Source organism: Bacillus sp. NPDC060175, from assembly GCF_042728695.1.
Lineage (GTDB): Bacteria > Bacillota > Bacilli > Bacillales > Bacillaceae_G > Bacillus_A.
Window position 1 is genome coordinate 63177 of sequence record NZ_JBHWYR010000007.1, and the last position, 21707, is coordinate 84883.

Here is a 21707-nt window from a genome sequence, read left to right on the forward strand (position 1 = left end):
TGAAAAAGAGTGAAATGGGGGAGTTTCGTATGTGGAACTATGAAGCGGAGGAAGCGAAAGCCGTCATTATTATAGTGCATGGTGCTATGGAATATCATGGGCGTTATGAGGCAGTTGCAGAAATGTGGAATCATATCGGTTATCACGTCGTTATGGGGGATCTTCCAGCACACGGAACGACTTCAAGAAATAGAGGACATATCGATTCATTTGATGAATACATAGAGGAAATAAAGTTATGGGTGAAAGAAGCAAGAAAATATAGATTGCCTATTTTTTTATTTGGTCATAGTATGGGAGGACTTGTCGTTATTCGTATGATGCAAGAAACGAAAAGAGAGGACATAGATGGGATTGTATTAAGCTCGCCTTGTTTAGGAGTATTGGCTGCACCTTCTGCTCCGCTTCGTGCTGCTTCAAAAATATTAAATGTCGTTGCTCCCAAATTGCAATTTACAACAAATCTCACTGTAGAAATGTCAACTCGTAACCATGAAGTGAGGGATGCGATGGAGAATGATTCATTGTTCTTGCGCAAAGTATCAGTACGTTGGTATAGTGAATTAATTAAGTCTATCGAGATTGCTCATGAGAAAATAGTTGATTTTCCAGATGTTCCACTCTTGCTAATGCAGGCGTGTGAGGATAAACTTGTAGATAAAACACGTGTCCGCATGTGGTTTGATAATGTTAAAATTAGTGATAAGGCATATAAAGAATGGCCTAATTGTTATCATGAGTTATTAAATGAGTATGAGCGTGATGAAATTTTGAATTATATTCAGTCATTTACTGAAATTCATATCAATAATATAGTAAAAACAAACAAATAAATCATTATTTGTACATTTAACAGAGGAGATGAAGGAAGAAGTGAACGTACCGAGTAATCCCATAACGCTCATGGCGAAAGTATACCGTGATGTGTTTCCGGTTGTACACCATGAGCTAGCGATGTGGAAAGAGCGTGCCTACCATATTCCGAATGACGAGCTTCATAGTCAAGCGATCGCAAGTATTGAGAATAAAACGTTTCATTGCGAGGGCGGTGGCATTTTAGCGCTGCTAGCAAATGAACATCGAGAGGAATGTATTCGTTTTATCGTAGCATATCAAACGATTAGCGACTATTTGGATAATTTATGTGACCGTAGTACATCACTTGATCCGAAAGACTTTGCGGCTCTTCATGAGTCGATGGTAATGGCATTAAGTCCTGAAGTGGAAGGTGGCGGTAATTATTATCGTTACCGTGATGATCAAGATGATGGTGGTTATTTAGACGAACTTGTTGAAACATGCCAAGATGTTTTAAAGAAAACGAAGCACTATGACAAAATTGCTCCTGTTCTTCATGAGCTTGCTTGTTATTATTGTGATTTGCAAATTCATAAACACGTGAAATTAGAAGAAAGAGAACCACGCCTGAAAACATGGTTTGAAGCTCATAAAGAAAACTTACCACCGATGAGTTGGTTTGAGTTTTCAGCATGTGCAGGTTCTACGCTTGGAATTTTCTGTCTTGTAGCATATGCATTTCATGATGAATTACATGATGAAGATATTGCGAAAATTAGACAAGGATACTTTCCTTACGTTCAAGGACTTCACATCTTACTTGATTATTTCATCGATCAAGAAGAAGATCGTATAGGCGGGGATTTGAATTTCTGTAGTTATTATGAAAACGAGCAAGCCATATTAGATCGTATGAAACATTTTGTAGAAGAAGCAGAGAAGAGCATTGGTGATTTGCCTCATGCGAAGTTTCATCGTCTAATAAGCCGAGGATTACTTGGTATTTATTTATCAGACCAAAAAGTATCAGCACAAAAGAATATGCACAAAATGGCACGGCGCATTGTGAAATACGGAGGCCTCACTTCACGATTCTTCTACTGGAACGGGAAGATGTACCGAAAGAAAATGGCGCAGTGATGAAGAAAACCACTCAAATAGAGTGGTTTTTTTATTATGATCGTATTTTGGAAAATACGTATATGAGAAGTTCAATTGCGAAAATAACTAAAACAGATAGTCCGAATAAAGGCATGGCAGCGCCCAGTATAACCATCATGATAATGAAAACGAATGTGCTTTTCTTATCTCTTTGTTTAGGAGGTGCAGCTAATTTGCCTTTCGGTTTTCTTGCTAACCACATTTTTACTCCGTAATAGATGAGAAGTAATAAAGATAACGTCGTTAGTAAGCATAATATTTTATTAGGCCATCCGAATAAATGTCCTTCATGAAGCGGGATACCGTAAGTGAACCATTGTGCAAATAATCCATAATCACGATAGTCCGTTTTTGAAATTAGTTCTCCGTTATATTGATCAAAGTAAGCTGTTATTTCTTCATTTGGTGCCACGTGCATACCCGTAATACCAGAACCGCTCGATTTCGAAACAGTGAATACACCTTTTGGATCAGTCGGTAGTGAGATAACGTATGGCTTTTTTATTTCAATGCCTTTTTGTAATTCATCAACTGAAATTGCTTTTGGCTCATTTGAATTAGATTCAGGAGGAGCTTCTTTTCTTGTTGCCCATGGCAATTCTTTTACTTTTGATTCAGGTGGTGCCATATACAATTTTGGATATCCGAGCGATTCATTTGACGCTGCAAGTTTATAAATTTGGTTGCCCATAAATCCTGACCATGGCAACCCAGATGCGACTAGCAGAACGAGAGGAATTGTAAATATAATGCCGATAATAGAATGACGTCGTTTTGCTTTTTCTCGCTTATTGGATGACGGTGTGTTTTTAAATTGGCGTATACTCATATACAACCCAGTCACAATTAAAAAGATTGTCCAGCACGCCGCGAGTTCTACAATATAGTTGACGACAGTACCACCAACTAAAAGAGAGCTATGTAATTCCCGCATTATATTCGCAAACGTTTCACTTGCGTTTTGATCCCCGACAATTTGATTATTGCCATCTAAATATACATACTTTTGTTGCCCAGTATATTCATTTGCAATTGTAAGTCTTGTATTATAATCCCCATTAAACTCACTAATTTTCGCCACACTATAATGTGGATATTTTTTCTCTGTTAAGAAAAGCGAATCAGACATCGAAATAGATTCTGTTTGGACGCTCTTCCCAAAATATAAATCTTTATAGATGAAATCTTCAACTTCTTCCCGAAATAAATACCCAATGCCGCTAAGTGATAAAGTAATAAGAAGTGGTGTAATAAAAAGCCCAGCGTAAAAATGCCACCTCCAAAAAATGTAATGAAGCGAACGATTTTGTTTCATACTTCAGTTCCCCTAACCTTCCCTATATGAATAACTACTTATTTAATATAGCGAGATTAAGTGTGATTAATTTGAAAGAATTGTGAAGAAAGTTAAAAGTTTTGGGGATTTTTATCAAACATAAAACGCATTTCAAAAGGGATGTTTTCTATGCTTATGAAGATCACTTTGTATTTGATAAGTACATTTTAACAACTGCCTGAGCAAGACATTGAGCGGAATCGACAAAGTCCTCACTCGCCACGACATTCAAATCAGTACATGCGATAATAGCGGTATCTACTTCATCTTTCAACTGTAAAACAAGTACACTCCATAATTTACGAGCTTCTTCAACTTCTCCAGATTTAATACAAGTAATAATTTGATTAATCATTGTCTGCCATTTTTCATTATGAATGTACTCTATATTGCGCTTTGCAATCCCGTCTTGGTAAATACCAGCTTGAACAGTTGCTTCTGTTGCGAGAAGAGCAACTCTTTTTGTATTTTCAGGAATTGTTTGTAACGTCTCATCGACTATATTCAAAATAGGAATGGAGATGGAACACTGTAATTCCTCGAAATAAAGATGTGCTGTATTACACGGCATAGCAATGAAGTCTACGCCAGTACTTTCAAGTTTTTGTGCTCCTTCAATAATCGCTTTTTTCATCGCCGCATGATCAATAGGACGATCCATATAAAACGGTGTTGGGCACGAATAAAGCATCATATGAGGAAAGTCCATATCATGCTTTGCTCCGTATGTTATTTGGCAGTGTGCTACAACTGTATCGACGAATGGTCCAGTTGATTTTGGCCCCATTCCTGCTAGTATTCCGATCATTGTTTCGTCTCCTTTAATATGTAATTAAAAACGTTTTTTGCGAATGAGAAAAAGAAATAAAGTAAGTAATAAAAATGAATAGACGATAGCCCAAGCTGTGAGCCATAAAGTGTGAGTAAGTATATTATATTTGTATTGTCCAAGCATTAGAAAGCTTTCGACAGGTGGTAAAAACCATAGTAACTCTTTTTTGAACCGAATTGAGGCGATCGTTATAAGTAATATAAATGTAAGACTAAGCCAAGCTGTGCTTGCTTTTTGCATAATATTTCTTGTAAATAATGTTGCGATTGAAATTCCTAGTATAGAGAAAGACATGTGGGCGAGAAATCCGACTAGAAATAAAGAAGCTGTCATTTTTTCATTAAACATTTGCAGAAAAATTGGATAGATTATGGATATAAAAGATAATACAGTACAAATGAGAAGAGCCGTAATATATTTACCAACGTATAATGCCGAAATATTATTTGTATGTGAAATAGTGATTTGTTCCTGCACAGGGTCTTCAGTATGAAAAATCGTGACCGTAATCCAGGCAGATAATAAATAAAGTGCAAGTGCTGTTTCTAAATATGTCGGTACAATAGGAGCCGGCTTATATGTATATACAAAAAGTAAGCTTACAAAGTACATCACAATAGGAGGAATGTACTTATACGATTTTGTGTAATCGAGAAAATGATAACGAATAAGCGCAAACATAATAAACCTTCTTTCGATTTAAAAATTAGGTTGTAGCAGTGTGATAGATGCTTTTTTATGTAATAAAAACTGAAGTATGTCGTTTGTATAATCTTTTTCGATTTGTAATTGAATGAGGTTTTGATTTGAATTGTGTGTAACATGTATAAATCCGGATTGTTGTTGTAGTTCTATTGCTGAAAATGTTTCGTGAACGATTGCCTCAATATAGACTTGTTCTGTTGATTTTTGCACAAAGGTATCTTCCGTAATTGTATGATTAGCTAGCGTCACAATTCTATCGGCGAAGTTTTCTAGTAATTGTTTTTCGTGACATGTGAAGAGTACAGATATGCCTTGTTGTTTTAGTGAGAGCAAAATATGCTCTAGTTCTTGCTGAGAGTTAGGATCGAGCCCAGAAAGGGGTTCATCTAAAATTAATAAATGGACGTCCGTAAGTAATGCTTGCATAATACCTGTTTTTTGTTTCATACCTTTTGAAAAGTTTCGTACAACGGAATGCCTTGCGTGATGTAAGTGAAAAGATTCAAGGAGCATCGGAATTTTATTTCTTAAGTATTTTGTTGATAAACCATGAATGTGGCCAAGATGATATAAATAATCCTCTAATGTAAAACGAATCCCTTCAGGAAAATGCTCAGGTACATAACCGATTTGTATATGTTCTATTCTTTGAAGTGTCCCTGCCGTAGGTGAAATAAAACCTGCAATTATTTTGAGCAAAGTGCTTTTTCCAGTTCCGTTCCCGCCAATAATAGCGAGTGCTTCTCCTTCGGGAATGGATAAATCGATGTTGTCTAGTATGAGTGATTTGCCGTACTTCTTTTGAATTCCCCTTAGTTCTACTAGCAAAGTTCTATCCTTCTTTCTTCAAATATTGTATACATCCATTATATAGGAGAATAAGAAAAAGACGTGCAATGAGTGCACGTCTTTTTTTGATATATTTTGTCGAACAATCGATATATCGGCAAAATCGTTGATATATTATCGTTTCTCAATCGCCACAATAAATGGCGGGTTATTTTGCTGGTTAATGAAGCCGTATCGTAAAACGTGAGCTTGTTTTTGATCTAGTTCTTCTGCAAATTTGAGAACAGCGTCGCGTTCTACTTGTCCTTCTGGATGACCGTGATAAATAACAAGGACGATGATACCTTCCGGTGCCATTACGCCTAGTAATTGTTCGATAGCCGAGAGTGTTGAGTTCGGTTTTGTGACGATATGTTTGTCACCGCCAGGAAGGTAACCTAAGTTGAAGATTGCGCCTGTTACTTTTCCTGTTGCGTCTTCTGGTAGTACGGATAAGAGTGTGTCGTGACTGTCGTGAACTAAAACAGTGCGTTCGAAAAGTTCTTTTTCTTTTAGGCGGATCGTAGAGCTTTCGATTGCTTCTTTTTGAATATCAAATCCAAATACTTTTCCGTTATCCCCAACGATTTCAGCTAGGAAGCAAGTGTCATGTCCATTGCCAAGCGTTGCATCTACTGCGTAATCGCCTTCTTTTACTGCCGTTTGCAGCAGCGAGCGAGCAAACGGTAATACACGTTCTAATTTCATTTTTGTTTCTCCTCATTTGCATATTTTCCTTGCCAGCTTCCGCGGCGTACAAATTCTGCATCGATGGAATTTAATACTTCCCATTTATTTAAGCTCCACATTGGGCCAATCATTAAATCAGGTGGACCGTCACCTGTGATGCGGTGCACAATTACGTCTTCTGGAATAATTTCAAGTTGGTCAACAACGAGACTTACGTAATCTTCAAGAGAAAGGAATTCTAGTTGTCCTTTTTCATATTGCTTTACCATTGGCGTTCCTTTTAATAAATGAAGCAAATGAATTTTAATTCCTTGTACGTCAAGTTTTGCAACTTCACGAGTTGTTTCCATCATCATGTCGTAATCTTCAAGGGGCAGACCGTTAATAATATGAGAGCAAACTCTAATGCCATGTTTGCGTAATTTATTTACGCCTTCCACGTAAGATGGATAATCATGAGCACGATTAATAAGATTTGCAGTACGTTCGTGAACAGTTTGTAGTCCGAGCTCGACCCAAAGGTACGTGCGTTTATTTAAGTCCGCTAAATATTCAACGACATCGTCAGGTAAGCAATCTGGACGAGTTGCGATAGAAAGACCGACAACGTCTTTTTCTGCTAGAAGCGGTTCGAATTTTTCTTTTAACACTTCAAGTGGAGCATGTGTATTTGTGTACGCCTGGAAATAAGCGATACATTTTCCGTCTTTCCACTTTGAGCGCATTTTTTCTTTCATTTCATGATATTGCTTTATAACATCATCGCGGCGATCGCCAGCGAAGTCACCAGATCCAGCAGCACTGCAAAATGTACAGCCTCCGTAAGCAACTGTACCGTCACGGTTCGGGCAATCGAAGCCAGCATCTAATGAAACTTTAAAGATTTTTTCACCAAATTCATTTCGTAAGTGGTAATTCCATGTATGATAACGTTTATTGTCGTTTGTATATGGAAAAGGGTTTTGAACCTTCATTACTTTCCCTCCTAAGACGAGTCAAAATAAAGTGAAACTTTAATCAGTGGGGTGTTTTGTCCATTCCCACTGATTATTAGCCCTCACCAATCGGGCGTTTACGGGCAGCAGGGCTCCCACCTATCTTTTTTGTTTCATCCAAATTTTGAGGTGGGGGGTCTTACTGCCCGCAAATAGCGGGATGAAACAAAATCCATTATAACATACTCATAAGGTTCAGATGGAAGGGACACACTAAAGGGGAATTGAAGCAAGGAGGGACAATTATGGCAGAGCGTCAATCACTTGAATCGTATATTACACAAGCGGAACAAGCGGTGGAATATGCGAAAGAACAATTAGACCAAGGTATGAAACAAGAGCATTACAATACGATGGAGTATTCAGATGCGCAGTTGCAATTAGAGCAAGCATATAATGATTTACAAACGATGCAACAACATGCGAATGATGAGCAACGCGAACAGTTAAATAGAGCACGTATGGCAATTCGCCAACTGCAACATCAAATGATTATTACACCGCACTAATAAGGAGTGAATGTAATGGCGAAACGTTCAGATCAAAATAATCCAGAGCAAAAAACACAAAATGGACATAACGCTGAATTTTCAAATGAACTTGATCCGGTTGTTCAAGTGAAACAGCGTAATAGTAAAAAAGGACAACCTCAAAAATCGAAGCAATCAGAGTAAACCAGGTCGCAATATGACCTGGTTTTATTTTGCTCTGCAAACGTCCGATTAGTGCGAGATGGACTGCTTCCACACTGATTTTATATTTTACTATATGACAATAACGTAAGATTTTTGTAAGGTTTGTCGATAGTTGTAAGCTTACTTTTCCAGTAAAGTAAGAGAGGATTTAATTTAGGACAAGGAGTTGCATTATGGGGAACAATATTACAAACAAACGAATTGATGAGTTAGATTACATTCGTGGCTTCGCATTACTGGGGATTATTTTAGTAAATATTCTTGCACTACTTAATATTAAAATTCCAGATCCTAATACAGTAGATGCAAGTTATCAAAGGTTTCTATACTTATTTGTAGAAGGTCGTTTCTTCTCAATCTTTTCCTTCTTATTTGGAGTAGGATTCTATATCTTCATTACAAGAGCAATTGCGAAAGGGAAAAATGGATATGTTCTATTTTTACGTCGTTTAGTTGCACTATTTATTTTTGGTTTGATTCATCAAATGTTTCAGCCGGGGGAAGCACTAGCATTATACGCAGTTTGTGGATTAGTCACTTTGCCGTTTTATAAAGTGAAGAAGCAAATAAATTTAGTAATCGGTCTTATTCTTACAGTGACTTTTAGTATTATGGCAGCTAAGGAATTATTACCTGTAGGTTTAATTTTATTAGGTCTTGCTGCAGGACAGTACAAAGTATTTGAAAATCTTTCAGCGAAAATAAAACAAGTGGCTATTTTTACAGGCGTTATGTTTGTTTTAAGTGTGGTAGCTTTATGGTATCAATATGGGCATGTTCCTGCTAATCCATTTGTAAATATGATACTCATGAATGAGGATGGGACAATGGATGCTGCAGGCCAATTTTTAAAAATTGGTGTTACAGTTGGACCAGTAATTTCAGCTTTCTATGTCGGAGCATTAATTTTATTACTTCAATTAAAACCAGTTCAAACATTGTTAGCACCACTGAAGTACTACGGCCGTATGGCTTTAACAAATTATATCGGACAAACTGCAATGATTTTAATTGCAGGTAGTGTGTTTAACTTTGCAGGTAATTTAACATATATGCAAACGTTATATGTATGTATCGCAATTTATGCCATTCAAATTATTTTCAGTATGATTTGGATGAAAATCTTTAAAATGGGTCCATTAGAATGGATCTGGCGTGTTATTACGTATTGGACGGTAACACCTTTAAAGAAATAAGAGTAGGAAGGGGCTGTTCCAAGTGGAACAGCCTTTTACTATTGTCAGTGAATCGATATATTTTGAAAATCGCCAATAGCATTTCATTTGCTAAGGGTAATAAAAGACGGAGCTTACATGAGCGGTTTTTTTTCTTACAAAAGTGTAAGGTAATTGTAATGTTAATAAATAGCAGTTCACCTCCAAAAGGCGCAAAATAGGTAATGGAAAAACAAGTGTAGGAGGATATATATGACGAAACCAGTTGTAGACGTGAAAAACGTTCAAAAAGTGTACGGTAAAAAAGGTGAGAACCAATCACACGCGTTAAAAGGTGTTTCATTCTCAATTCAAGAGGGTGAGTTTGTTGGCATTATGGGACCTTCTGGTTCTGGTAAAACGACATTGTTAAATGTAATTTCAACGCTTGATAAGGCGACAGGTGGCGTTGTTGAAATTGCAGGAACGGATATTACGAAAATGAAGCAAGGTGAGCTTTCTGATTTCCGCTCACAAAAGTTAGGATTCATCTTCCAAGACTTCAACTTATTAGAGAACTTATCTATTTATGAGAACATTGCACTTCCACTTTCACTTCAAGGTGTCTCGTCACGTAATATTGGTCCGAAAGTAGAGAAAGTAGCGGATATGTTAGGAATTTCAGAGATACTTCAAAAGTATCCAACTGAAGTATCTGGTGGACAGAAACAGCGTTCGGCAGCAGCGCGTGCACTTGTGCATGAGCCTGCAATTATTTTAGGGGACGAGCCAACAGGAGCTCTTGATTCTAAAAATGCAGCAAGTTTACTTGATGCGATGACAAACTTAAATGAAGAACAAGGCGTATCTATTATGATGGTTACGCATGATCCATATAGTGCAAGTTACTGTCAGCGTATTTTATTCATTCAAGATGGTGAGCTATATAAAGAAATTCATCGCGGTGGTACACGTGAAGAGTTTTATAAAGAAATTTTAGATGTGCTTGCAGACTTAGGCACACAAAAAGCGTAAGAAAGGAGACTTTGGCATGTTATTCAAACTTTCCATGTCAGGGCTAAAAAGTAAGCTGAAAGATTATATCGTCTTACTTGTCGGTCTTGTCATGTCGATTTCAATTTTTTATATGTTCCAAACGTTAGCGCTGAATAAAGCGTTTATTGAATCTAATTCAGTGATTAAGTCTATCGGATTTGTATTCCAAGCAGGTTCATTTTTATTAGCAATAATAACCTTCTTCTATATTTTATATGCGAACTCTTTCTTATTATCTCTTCGTCAAAAAGAGTTTGGTATGTATATGATGTTAGGAGCAAAAAAGCATAAAGTTACATTACTTATGTTTATTGAAACAATCGTATTAGGTGCTGCGTCTCTTGCGATTGGACTTACAGTTGGTGTAGGACTTGCAGAAGGTATCGGTCAGTTATTAATGAAACAACTCGAATTTGCGGGTGAAGGCTATAAAGCATTTTATCTGCCATCTATGACTGTTACTTGCATCTTCTTCTTTGCACTATTTGTATTATCAGCAATTATGAACAGTATTAAGTTATCGCGTATTTCTGTACTGCAACTTGTACATGCAGATGCACAAACAGAACGTGTTGCAGTAAAAGGAAAAATGACAGGTTTAGTTGCATTCCTTGCGGTTATTTTATTAGGCATTGGCTATGCATCAATGATTTATATGGACAAACTAAAAGAAATGGGAATTATAATAGCATTAATTACAACAACAGCTGGTACTTACATGCTGTTTGGATCGCTTCTTCCAGTTACTATTAAAAAGTTAAAAAGTAATAAAAAACGTAGTGAAAAAGGACTTAACGCTTTTACATTTGCACAATTAAACTTCCGTATTAATAGTTTAACGAAAGTGCTTGCGACAGTAGCTATGTTAGTTGCTCTTGGAGCTGGTGCAATTTCAGGTGGTATGGCGTTTAAAAATAACGTTATAAAAATGGTCGATGGTTTAGTAATATATGATTCAGTTGTTCATAATCCTACAGCTGAAGAGAAGAAAATTTTAGATGGTATTCCATTTAAAGAGAAAAATGAATATCGTTACAAAGTTGACGATAAATACGTTTACTATGTAAAAGAAGATTTAGAGAACAATCGTCCTTTAGTAAAAGATATGGCAAATATGGAATCGATGAAGGATTTAGTAAATACGAAAAAAGTTTCAGAGGAACTACCAGTAGGTGCAGTTTCTAGAGAAATGAATGAAAAAGATGCGAACGCTAAAGAACTTCCAGGAGAATGGGTTGATGCTTTTAGTACAATCCAGCCATATTATATATACGAAGATCATGCAATTAAAATTGTGGATCAAAAAATGTACGATGGGATAAATGGTAAAGAAAGTATAGCATTTATCGGAAAAACAGATGACTTTTTAACATACACAAAAGAATGGAAAAAACTTGACGAGTTGCAGCTAGATAAATATAAAAATGTAACGGCTGAAAGAATGAACAGTAAATATCAAGCTTACGATATGTTCTACGGTGTTGCGAGTGGAACAGTGTTTATGGGCTTCTTCCTTGGAATTGCTTTCTTAGCGATGATGGCAAGTTGCTTAATGTTTAAAATTCTTTCTGGTGCATCAAAAGATATTACGCGTTATCAAATGCTTCGTAAAATCGGTGTGCGCCGTGAATTATTAACAAAATCTATTTATAAAGAGTTATTCTTAGTATTCCTATTCCCGGCAATTGTGGGTATTGCTCACGTATTAGTTGGTATGAATATTTTCGGTTTCATTTTAGTTGATCCGTATTTCCGTATTTGGGTACCGATTGTAATTTTCGTAGTCATTTATGCAATTTACTACTTCATTACAGTTCAATTGTATAAAGGAATTGTTCTTCCAAAAGAAGATTAATAACGAAAATACCGAGCAGGGGGTGCTCGGTATTTTTATTATTTTCAGAAAAAATAATAAAAAACGTTGATATGTTACTTAATTGTGTTATAGAATATAATTAAGTAACATAAACTAAATGTATAAAGTAGCAGGAACTGAAAGGAGGAATCTAACTTGCAGAAAGAAGATGGATCTTTATTTGAAGTTATAGGTATAGCGCTAAGGTCCAAAGAAGTTTTACTATTTTCATTTTTATCCCTCGTTATTTTTCTAACCGCAACGTATTTTTACAATAGTAAGTTTCCAAATCATAAATATCCAGAATTTTTAGGTGCATTAAAGTATATCGCTCCAATTGTATAGCGTAAAAAATTTAAAAGGAAATGGATAATACATGGAATTCCCATAGCATGATAAGGTAAAATGGACAACATGATGAGAAAATTACCGTTCATAAGATGAGGAGAATACATGTATGGAAGTTGTAGAGGCATTAAAAGATATAAGCCAAATTGAGGCTATGAAAAAATATTTGAAAGAGCATTCCCAGCGAGATTATCTTTTATTCGTTATTGGAATTAACACGGGTTTAAAAATTACTGAACTACTGAGCATTAAATTCGAAGATGTATTAAATGAAGATGGAACTGCTAAAGAGTTTTATTCTCTTCCTGTGAAAGATGAAAAATTTAAACAAGATATTTATTTAAATACAAAAGTAAAAGAAGCGCTTTTAGCGTACGTACAATCTTTTGATATTCAAAGAGAAAATTATGTATTTCAATCTAATAAAACAACAAATTCAATTTCGCGCCAACAAGCTTATCGTGTTATTCATAGTGCAGCTGAAGCGGTTGGGATACTTGGTAAGATTGGAACGAATTCTATGCGAAAAACGTTTGGATTTCATGCGTATAAAAGAGGAATAGCAATCGCGCTGTTGCAAAAACATTTTCATCACGCGACCCCATCAGAAACGCTCAAGTATTTAGGGATATCAAAAGATGAAAAGTTTAAAACAGAGATTGATGTAGATTTGTAAAAGGAAAGAGCCGTAACTAAAAAAAATTAGGAGGCGGGAATATGAATATTAGAGAGAGTGAACTACCGGGCATTGGATGTAAATTTGAAGTGATAACAAAAGGTAATGAAAAAATGGTTATTGTTATTCACGATGATGGAAGAAGGGAAATGTATCATTTTGATGCCGATCATGATGAGAGTATTTCAAGCATTTCTCTTCGCGATTCTGAAGCAAGACAAATTGCGGCTATATTAGGCGGAATGGTATATAGACCACAAGCTTTAGATACAATTGAAATGGCTTTTGAAGGATTATCAATTGAGTGGTTTAAAATAGAAAATAACGCACCAGTGGTTCAGAAAACAATTGGTAGTTTAAGTGTTAGAAAAACATATAACGTAACAATCATTGCTATTTTGAAAAAGAATATGAAGAAGTTCTTTAATCCAGGCCCAGATTCAATTATTGATGCTGGTGATATGCTCGTATTATCGGGCGAAAGACATGAAGTGAAAAGAATCATTAAGGAATTACTTTCAGCAGGAGGTGATTCGTAATCGATGGATACTTTAATTTTTGAAGTTGGAACTGCGCTAGTATTAGTAGCTTTTGCAGCTATCCTCGCTGCAAAGTTAAAGTTTTCGATTATTCCGTTTCTCATTATACTCGGTATGCTAGTGGGGCCTCATGCCCCAGATTTAGGACTTATCGATTTAAGGTTTATTGAAAGCGGAGAAGTTATTTCCTTCCTCGGCCGTGTTGGCGTCATATTCCTCCTATTCTACTTAGGCTTAGAATTCTCAATAAAAAAATTAATTAAATCAGGAAAGTCGATTGCTTTTGGGGGTAGTGTTCATATATCGCTTAATTTCATATTAGGTTTACTTTATGGATATATAATGGGCTTCCCCTTACTAGAAACATTAATTATTGCTGGAATTATTACAATCTCATCGAGTGCAATTGTAGCGAAAGTAATCGTTGATTTAAGAAGAACTGGTAATAAAGAGACAGAACTAATTTTAGGAATCATTATGTTTGATGATATCTTTTTAGCTGTATATTTATCAGTTGTTTCAGGATTAGTACTCGGAGGTGCAACATCATTTGTAGGTGCTCTTACATCCGTGTTAATCGCAGTAGGATATATGTTACTATTCTTTGTAATCGCTAGAAAAGCTACGCCGTTCCTAAATAAAGTATTAGATATTTCGTCAAACGAAATTTTTATTATCGTAATATTCGCTATTTTATTCTTTGTAGCAGGATTTTCAGAAACAATTCATGTTGCGGAAGCGATTGGGGCTTTATTGTTAGGACTCGTCTTTTCAGAAACAGAGCATAGTGATCGAATCGAGCATCTCGTTGTTCCGTTTCGTGATTTCTTTGGAGCTATATTTTTCTTCAGCTTCGGTTTAAGTATAGATCCGTTTTCGCTTGGAGGAGCAGTATGGTTGGCATTAGGAGCAGTTTTCATTACTCTCATCGGTAATTTTACAGCTGGAATGATTGCAGGGCGTAAAGCCGGGTTATCGCATAAGGCTTCTACGAATATCGGTTTAACACTTATATCACGTGGGGAATTCTCCATTATTGTCGCGAATCTCGGAATAGCGGGTGGCTTAATGGCAACGATTAAACCATTCTCAGCTTTATATGTTTTAATATTGGCGTCGTTAGGGCCATTATTAACGAAGGAGTCTGGGAGAATATACTCTCTACTAGACAAAATATTTAAATGGAGTGCTAAAGAAAGTGCAAAACGTAAAAAGGAAGTTGGATAACCTTTCGCGAGGGAACGATTCCATTATTTATAGATTAATATTTTACAAAGACGATTAGAATACATTCTAATCGTCTTTGTGCTATTATCTGAATTTCATCAACTATTAATCAGTTGCCTTCCTATTTAAAAACGACTACAATTTTACTGTTATATATATGAACGAAAAAAAGAGAATAGGAGGGGAGACTATGCCAAGGAAAGTATGGCTATTAGTAGCTGGGATGATTATTAATGTCACGGGTGCTTCTTTTTTATGGCCTTTTAATACAATTTACTTACATGATAGTTTAGGGAAATCTTTATCAGTGGCCGGAATGGTATTAATGATTAACTCGCTTACTGGTGTAATCGGAAACTTACTCGGCGGTGTTTTATTTGATAAATGGGGCGGTTATAAATCAATTTTAGTAGGGATTGTCATTACACTCGTATCGATTTTAGGTCTTGTGTTCTTCCACGGATGGCCGTTATATGTTGTGTGGTTAGCATTAATCGGCTTCGGTTCTGGAATGGTGTTTCCATCGATGTATGCGATGGTTGGGACGGTTTGGCCAGAAGGCGGACGAAGAGCGTTTAATGCGATGTATGTTGGACAAAATGTTGGTATTGCTATTGGAACAGCGTGCGGTGGATTAGTTGCGTCTTATCGTTTTGATTATATTTTCTTAGCGAACTTTATTTTATACTTTGTTTTTTTCTTAATTGCTTTTATTGGATTCCATGGTATGGAAGACAAAAAAGAGCCAGGAGTGCAAAAGGAAATCGAAACGAAAAAAGGGTGGACGCTTACACCTGGATTCAAAGCACTTCTTATTGTGTGTGTAGCATATGCTTTATGCTGGGTTACATACGTACAGTGGCAAGGTGCAATTGCAACGCATATGCAAGAATTAAATATTAGCCTTCGTCACTATAGTTTATTATGGACGATAAACGGAGCGATGATTGTTTGTGCGCAGCCGCTCGTTAGTATGCTAATTCGCTGGATGAAGCGTTCTTTAAAGCAACAAATTATGATTGGAATTATCATTTTTGCGGCGTCATTCATTGTGTTAAGCCAAGCGGAGCAATTTACGATGTTCCTCGTTGCGATGGTGACATTAACAATTGGTGAATTATTCGTATGGCCAGCAGTTCCGACCATTGCAAATATACTTGCACCGAAAGATAAGTTAGGATTTTATCAAGGGGTCGTAAATAGTGCGGCGACTGTAGGGAAAATGTTCGGACCAGTCGTTGGCGGAGCAATTGTTGATATATACAATATGGAAGTATTGTTTATAGCGATCATGGTAATGCTTGTAGTAGCGCTTATAGCAACGAGTATTTATGATAGACGAGTAAAAGTAGAAGAAACAGTTGAAGAAAAAATTGCAGTTTAGTTTGACGGAACATGCAACATGTTTTAGAATATATTTAATTAACTCATATTTGTAATAACAGTGAGAAGGAGTAGTAGTAATAGAAGCTGGTTTAGAGAGTTGACGGTCGGTGCAAGTCAATCCACGTTTCGTTATGAACTCGCCTTTGAGTTGCAGTTGTGAAATCATTAGTAGCAATTGCCGTTAATCCACGTTACGGATCTAAGCGAATGTATTTATTACATTAATTTAGGGTGGTACCGCGGGAATCTATAACCTCTCGTCCCTTTCTAGGGATGAGAGGTTTTTTGTATTTTGGGCGGTGAAAATAAATAGAATTTCAAGGAGGGTATCTCATGAGCTTTAATCATCAAGAAATTGAGAAGAAGTGGCAAGGTCATTGGGAAGAGAATAAAACATTCCGTACGCCAGATGAGACAGAAAAACCAAAATTTTATGCGCTAGATATGTTCCCATATCCATCAGGTGCAGGCTTACACGTAGGTCATCCAGAAGGTTATACAGCGACAGATATTTTATCTCGTATGAAGCGTATGCAAGGATATAACGTTCTTCATCCAATGGGATGGGATGCATTCGGTCTTCCAGCAGAGCAATATGCACTTGATACTGGAAACAGCCCGGCAGAATTTACAGAGCTTAATATTAATACGTTCCGTAATCAAATTAAAGCATTAGGCTTCTCTTACGATTGGGATCGTGAAGTAAATACAACAGATCCAACCTACTACAAGTGGACACAATGGATCTTCCTAAAACTATTTGAAAAAGGTTTAGCTTACGTTGATGAAGTACCTGTAAACTGGTGCCCAGCACTTGGTACAGTACTTGCAAACGAAGAAATCATTGACGGTAAGAGTGAGCGTGGTGGACATCCAGTTGAGCGTCGTCCGATGAGACAGTGGATGTTAAAAATTACAGCTTACGGAGATCGTCTATTAGAAGATCTAGATGAGCTTAATTGGCCAGAAAGCTTAAAAGACATGCAACGTAACTGGATCGGTCGTTCTGAAGGTGCAGAAGTACACTTCAACATCGAGGGTACAGATGAGAAGTTCACAGTTTTCACAACGCGTCCTGATACACTATTTGGTGCAACATACTGTGTACTTGCTCCGGAACATGCACTTGTTGCAGAAATTACAACAGCAGATCAAAAAGAAGCTGTAGAAGCTTACATTAACTCTGTTAAAATGAAGAGCGATTTAGAGCGTACAGAACTTGCGAAAGAGAAAACTGGTGTATTCACTGGTGCTTACGCAGTTAACCCAGTAAACGGTGAGAAATTACCAATCTGGATCGCTGATTACGTTCTTGCAACTTACGGAACAGGTGCTGTAATGGCAGTTCCAGCTCACGATGAGCGTGATTATGAATTCGCATCAGTATTCAATCTTCCAATGAAAGAAGTTGTAAAAGGCGGAGATATTACGAAAGAAGTGTACACAGGTGATGGTGCACACGTAAACTCAGCATTCCTTGATGGATTAAATAAAGAAGAAGCAATTGTGAAAATGATTGAATGGCTTGAAGTAACAAGTGCAGGAAATCAAAAAGTAACGTACCGTCTACGTGACTGGTTATTTAGCCGTCAACGTTACTGGGGTGAGCCAATTCCAGTAATCCATTGGGAAGATGGCACAATGACAGCTGTGAAAGAAGAAGAATTACCATTAGTTCTTCCAAAAACAGAGAACATTCGCCCTTCAGGTACAGGTGAGTCACCACTTGCAAATATTGAAGAGTGGGTAAATGTTGTTGATCCTGAAACTGGTAAAAAAGGTCGTCGTGAAACAAATACAATGCCACAATGGGCTGGTAGCTGCTGGTACTACCTACGCTACATCGATCCAAACAACAGCGAAGCACTTGTAGATCCTGAAAAAGTAAAACAATGGCTTCCAGTTGATATTTATATCGGCGGAGCAGAGCACGCTGTACTTCACTTACTATATGCTCGTTTCTGGCATAAAGTATTATATGATATCGGTGTAGTTCCAACGAAAGAACCGTTCCAACAATTATTCAACCAAGGTATGATCTTAGGTGAAAACAACGAGAAAATGAGTAAATCAAAAGGTAACGTTGTAAACCCGGATGATATTGTAGCAAGCCACGGTGCAGATACACTTCGTCTATACGAAATGTTCATGGGACCATTAGATGCTTCAATCGCTTGGTCTGAAAATGGTCTTGACGGAGCTCGTCGTTTCCTAGACCGCGTATGGCGCCTATTCATTCAAGATAATGGTGAATTAAGTGAGAAAATTACTGATGCACCAAATAAAGAGCTTGAAAAAGCTTACCACCAAACAGTGAAGAAAGTAACAGAAGACTATGCAGAGCTTCGCTTCAACACAGCGATTTCTCAAATGATGGTATTCATCAACGATGCATACAAAGCTGAAACACTTCCGAAAGAATATGTAGAAGGTTTCGTAAAAATGATTGCACCAGTTGCACCTCACATCGGGGAAGAACTATGGAGCAAGCTTGGATACAATGAAACAATCACATATGCAAGCTGGCCAACATTTGATGAGTCTAAACTTGTAGAAGATGAAGTTGAAATCGTTGTTCAAATTATGGGCAAAGTTCGTGCAAAATTAACAATGAGTAAAGACGCATCAAAAGAAGAAATGGAACAACTTGCACTTGAGGAAATCAAAGAACAAATTGAAGGGAAAACAGTTCGTAAAGTAATTGTTGTTCCTGGAAAACTTGTTAACGTTGTTGCAAACTAATTAATTATTAATAAAAGCTCAGAGCGTTTATGCTCTGAGCTTTTTTATGTGAAAAATAATCTCTGGATCACCTTCATTTAAGTTTTCGATCATTCCACTACGCATAAATCCATTCGTTTTAAAAACTTTTTGCATATTTGTATTCGGTTCGTTCGTTGAAGAAAATATTTTTTGAGTAGGAGAATGCCTTAACATATATGAGATTAATGAGCTTGCATGACCTTGTCTTCTTTTCGTTGGCGAAACAATGATTAATGAGAGGAAAGTATAACGAAATAAATTTGTATCGTATGTTAGAAAACCAGAAATGGAATTGTCTTCTTTTGCAATTATGCAGTTTCCTTCATCGATAGCGTGTTTAATATAATTTCGTCTACTATCGTCTCCGATTACAGCGACATCTATATCTCCGATTGAATCTAAATCAGTTATTTCAGCCTTCGTTATGATCATCAATACAACGCCCTCCTTTTAGAGTGAATAATCAGTTAATTGCTTTTGACACGAATGGAGAACAAATAAAAAAGCGCGGAATTCCCATATAGACAAACACCTATTCTTCTATAGAAAATATGATAAAAAAGGTAGGCTAAATGAGAAGAAGAGGTGAAAGTAATGAAAGGAATGGATAATAATGCACCGCATGGCTTTATGGTAGGTGAGGAAGACGGTTATGCACAGATGATGTTAATGGGGGGCGCTGGACAGCAAGGATATGGAGAAATCCCAATGTGGATGGGAGGAGCAGGAGGAGGCTTTCCAGGGGGAATGGGAGGATTTCCAACATCAGTAGCTGGAGCACAAACAGGCTTTCCAGGGGGAATGGGAGGGTTTCCAACATCAGTAGCTGGAGCACAAACAGGCTTTCCGGGGGGAATGGGAGGATTTCCAACGTCGGTAGCCGGAGCACAAACAGGCTTCCCAACATTTGTAGGGGGAGCACAGGGTGGAGTTCCTGTAGGTATGCCAACTACATTCCCATCTTTCGTTGGAGGCGTACAAACAGGATTTCCTGTACCTGGCGTTGGTGTTGTAGCTGGTGGAATCGGCGGCTTCCCTCAAGGTGTTCATGGTCATCATGTGCACCACGGTCATCATCAACATCATGGCCATCAACAGCACCACGGCCATCAACAGCATCACGGTCATCAACAGCATCATGGCCATCAACAGCATCACGGCCATCATCAACATCATGGCCATCAACAGCATCACGGTCATCATCAACAACAAGTACATCACCAAGGCCATCACCAAATTCATCCGCAGGCTGTTCTTTATCAAACTCATCAAGGTCAGCAGCATGATCACCACGGTCAACATCACCACCACGGTCAACATCACCACCATGGTCAACATCACCACCATGGTCAACAGCATCACCAAGGCCACCATCAGCAACAAGTACATCACCAAGGTCATCACCAAGCTCATCCGCAGGCTGTCCTTTATCAAACTCATCAAGGTCAGCAGCATGGTCACCACGGTCAACATCACCACCATGGTCAACATCACCACCAAGGTCAACAGCATCACCAAGGTCAACATCAACATCATGGTCAACAGCATCAGCATGGTCAGCAGCAACACCAAGGTCAACAGCAATATCAGCAATATCAGCAGCAACAACAGCCTTGGGCAGGTGGAATTGGAGCAGGGACTGCAGCAGGAGCAGCAGCTGGTACTGCAGGAGCAGCAGGACACGCGGGACACGTGGGTCATTAATGAATTGCAGGAAAAAAGACATAATAAAAAACTGCTAGGAGATCCTAGCAGTTTTTTTCAGCTTCTTGGCGCTGACGTTCGATTTCCGCACGAAGTTGTGGTTCCGGTGCTTGCCATCCTTCTGGCTTCATAATTTTGCCATCGCCCTCGCGGAATCGAGGCTTTCCATCAGGGAATAGTTTTGCCATGTTAGCATTGTTTACAATTTCAAATCCTTTATCTGGACGTACGCCCATTTCTGCAAACGTTCCGAATGCAAAGTAAATAAGGTCAATAAGTGCATCATATTGATCTTCAACAGTTGTTGCTTCTAGAAATTCTTCTAACTCTTCTTGCATAAAGCTAGCACGAATTTTTGCACGCTCTTCTGTTAGTTTTGTTGGAGTACTTGTCACAGGATGTCCGAACTCTTCATGCATTTTTGCAACAAGTTCGTATCCTTTATCTAAACCTTTTTCGTTTGTCATGTTGTTTCATCCTTTCTTACGTTATGCCGAAGTTTATCCCGCATTAACGGGCAGTAAGACTCCCACCTCAAAAGTCGCAAATGCGAGGAAGCGAGGTGGGAGATAACTGCCCGTAAAAGCCCGATTGGTGAAGGCTAATAATCAGCGGGGAATGGACAAAATCCCCACTGATTAAAGTTTCACTTTATTGTAACATAAGGTAGTTATTAAATAAAAAGAACATCTTATGAGAAATAAGATGTTCGCTCGTTATTCTTCTTTCTTAATTAAAATGGATAAAATAAGATCGATGCCAAACATTCCGATGAGTAGCATTGGTATAACGACAAGTAAATAACGTGTGAAAGAAACATTTTTTAAGTATGTATGAGCAAATAAAAAGACGCCGAGAAATAAAATACCATTTAAAATAGGTTTTACTAATTTTTTAGACATAAGCTCCCCCGTAAATATCTTTTCTCTCTATATTTGGTAATGAAAAACTCCTCTCTC

At 37.5% G+C, this 21707-nt stretch carries 23 protein-coding genes and 1 other annotated feature; of the genes, 14 read left to right on the plus strand and 9 right to left on the minus strand.

Annotation, left to right across the window (positions count from 1 at the left end; all coding sequences use genetic code 11):
- Positions 1 to 29: 29 nt before the first annotated feature.
- The gene (locus tag ACFWDE_RS06115) at positions 30 to 833 is read left to right on the plus strand and encodes an alpha/beta hydrolase (RefSeq protein ID WP_377890787.1); all 804 of its coding nucleotides are present in this window, start codon (positions 30 to 32) and stop codon (positions 831 to 833) included.
- 40 nt (positions 834 to 873) lie between these two features.
- Positions 874 to 1938: a tetraprenyl-beta-curcumene synthase family protein gene (locus tag ACFWDE_RS06120; protein ID WP_377890788.1), complete on the plus strand. Its 1065-nt coding sequence runs from the start codon at positions 874 to 876 to the stop codon at positions 1936 to 1938.
- 34 nt (positions 1939 to 1972) lie between these two features.
- On the opposite strand, the gene ACFWDE_RS06125 is transcribed toward ACFWDE_RS06120, so the two are convergent.
- The 6 genes from ACFWDE_RS06125 to mnmL form a co-directional block, all read right to left on the minus strand.
- Positions 1973 to 3274 (minus strand): PepSY-associated TM helix domain-containing protein, encoded by a 1302-nt coding sequence (locus ACFWDE_RS06125; RefSeq protein WP_377890790.1) that lies wholly within the window; start codon positions 3272 to 3274, stop codon positions 1973 to 1975.
- A gap of 163 nt (positions 3275 to 3437) precedes the next feature.
- Complete coding sequence (locus ACFWDE_RS06130; RefSeq protein ID WP_377890792.1) at positions 3438 to 4103, minus strand: aspartate/glutamate racemase family protein; 666 nt, start codon at positions 4101 to 4103, stop codon at positions 3438 to 3440.
- 24 nt (positions 4104 to 4127) lie between these two features.
- On the minus strand, positions 4128 to 4808 hold the full coding sequence (locus ACFWDE_RS06135) for an ABC transporter permease (protein ID WP_377890794.1): 681 nt from the start codon (positions 4806 to 4808) through the stop codon (positions 4128 to 4130).
- An 18-nt stretch (positions 4809 to 4826) separates the two neighbouring features.
- A complete protein-coding gene (locus ACFWDE_RS06140) occupies positions 4827 to 5660 on the minus strand; it encodes an ABC transporter ATP-binding protein (RefSeq protein WP_377890796.1) in 834 nt (277 codons plus the stop codon).
- A 135-nt stretch (positions 5661 to 5795) separates the two neighbouring features.
- Positions 5796 to 6368, minus strand: a complete 573-nt coding sequence (gene mnmM / locus ACFWDE_RS06145; RefSeq protein ID WP_377890798.1) for a tRNA 5-(aminomethyl)-2-thiouridylate-methyltransferase MnmM — start codon at positions 6366 to 6368, stop codon at positions 5796 to 5798.
- On the minus strand, positions 6365 to 7324 hold the full coding sequence (gene mnmL / locus ACFWDE_RS06150; protein ID WP_078184672.1) for a tRNA modification radical SAM protein MnmL/YtqA: 960 nt from the start codon (positions 7322 to 7324) through the stop codon (positions 6365 to 6367). The genes mnmM and mnmL overlap by 4 nt, the downstream gene beginning before the upstream one ends.
- A gap of 266 nt (positions 7325 to 7590) precedes the next feature.
- On the opposite strand from mnmL, the gene ACFWDE_RS06155 reads away from it, so the two are divergent.
- The 11 genes from ACFWDE_RS06155 (at position 7591) to leuS (ending at position 19023) form a co-directional block, all read left to right on the plus strand.
- Complete coding sequence (locus ACFWDE_RS06155) at positions 7591 to 7854, plus strand: YtzC family protein (RefSeq protein WP_377890801.1); 264 nt, start codon at positions 7591 to 7593, stop codon at positions 7852 to 7854.
- 15 nt (positions 7855 to 7869) lie between these two features.
- Complete coding sequence (locus ACFWDE_RS06160; protein WP_001129344.1) at positions 7870 to 8019, plus strand: hypothetical protein; 150 nt, start codon at positions 7870 to 7872, stop codon at positions 8017 to 8019.
- 194 nt (positions 8020 to 8213) lie between these two features.
- Positions 8214 to 9236 (plus strand): DUF418 domain-containing protein, encoded by a 1023-nt coding sequence (locus ACFWDE_RS06165; protein ID WP_377890803.1) that lies wholly within the window; start codon positions 8214 to 8216, stop codon positions 9234 to 9236.
- A gap of 231 nt (positions 9237 to 9467) precedes the next feature.
- Positions 9468 to 10229, plus strand: a complete 762-nt coding sequence (locus ACFWDE_RS06170; RefSeq protein WP_002067633.1) for an ABC transporter ATP-binding protein — start codon at positions 9468 to 9470, stop codon at positions 10227 to 10229.
- Positions 10230 to 10245: 16 nt separating this feature from the next.
- Positions 10246 to 12105 carry an FtsX-like permease family protein gene (locus ACFWDE_RS06175; protein WP_377890805.1) on the plus strand — a complete coding sequence of 620 codons (1860 nt, stop codon included), beginning with the start codon at positions 10246 to 10248 and terminating at the stop codon, positions 12103 to 12105.
- 156 nt (positions 12106 to 12261) lie between these two features.
- Complete coding sequence (locus ACFWDE_RS06180; protein ID WP_002067637.1) at positions 12262 to 12450, plus strand: hypothetical protein; 189 nt, start codon at positions 12262 to 12264, stop codon at positions 12448 to 12450.
- Between the two features lie 112 nt (positions 12451 to 12562).
- On the plus strand, positions 12563 to 13129 hold the full coding sequence (locus ACFWDE_RS06185; protein ID WP_377890808.1) for a tyrosine-type recombinase/integrase: 567 nt from the start codon (positions 12563 to 12565) through the stop codon (positions 13127 to 13129).
- Positions 13130 to 13170: 41 nt separating this feature from the next.
- Positions 13171 to 13668, plus strand: a complete 498-nt coding sequence (locus ACFWDE_RS06190) for a cation:proton antiporter regulatory subunit (RefSeq protein ID WP_215574018.1) — start codon at positions 13171 to 13173, stop codon at positions 13666 to 13668.
- Between the two features lie 3 nt (positions 13669 to 13671).
- Positions 13672 to 14895 (plus strand): cation:proton antiporter, encoded by a 1224-nt coding sequence (locus ACFWDE_RS06195; protein WP_016106407.1) that lies wholly within the window; start codon positions 13672 to 13674, stop codon positions 14893 to 14895.
- Positions 14896 to 15085: 190 nt separating this feature from the next.
- On the plus strand, positions 15086 to 16279 hold the full coding sequence (locus tag ACFWDE_RS06200; protein ID WP_377890811.1) for an MDR family MFS transporter: 1194 nt from the start codon (positions 15086 to 15088) through the stop codon (positions 16277 to 16279).
- Between the two features lie 51 nt (positions 16280 to 16330).
- Positions 16331 to 16549, plus strand: a binding site (T-box leader).
- Between the two features lie 65 nt (positions 16550 to 16614).
- Positions 16615 to 19023, plus strand: a complete 2409-nt coding sequence (leuS, locus tag ACFWDE_RS06205) for a leucine--tRNA ligase (protein ID WP_215574017.1) — start codon at positions 16615 to 16617, stop codon at positions 19021 to 19023.
- 27 nt (positions 19024 to 19050) lie between these two features.
- On the opposite strand, the gene ACFWDE_RS06210 is transcribed toward leuS, so the two are convergent.
- On the minus strand, positions 19051 to 19476 hold the full coding sequence (locus tag ACFWDE_RS06210; protein ID WP_377890887.1) for a GNAT family N-acetyltransferase: 426 nt from the start codon (positions 19474 to 19476) through the stop codon (positions 19051 to 19053).
- Positions 19477 to 19638: 162 nt separating this feature from the next.
- Here ACFWDE_RS06210 and ACFWDE_RS06215 point away from each other — a divergent pair, with 162 nt between their 5' ends.
- Positions 19639 to 20748 (plus strand): VrrB protein, encoded by a 1110-nt coding sequence (locus ACFWDE_RS06215; protein ID WP_377890889.1) that lies wholly within the window; start codon positions 19639 to 19641, stop codon positions 20746 to 20748.
- Positions 20749 to 20792: 44 nt separating this feature from the next.
- Here ACFWDE_RS06215 and ACFWDE_RS06220 read toward each other — a convergent pair whose 3' ends face one another.
- Entirely contained in the window at positions 20793 to 21215 is a 423-nt protein-coding gene (locus tag ACFWDE_RS06220; RefSeq protein ID WP_002034433.1) for a pyrophosphohydrolase domain-containing protein, read from the minus strand.
- 249 nt (positions 21216 to 21464) lie between these two features.
- Entirely contained in the window at positions 21465 to 21650 is a 186-nt protein-coding gene (locus ACFWDE_RS06225; RefSeq protein WP_000038778.1) for a hypothetical protein, read from the minus strand.
- Between the last annotated feature and the right edge of the window lie 57 nt (positions 21651 to 21707).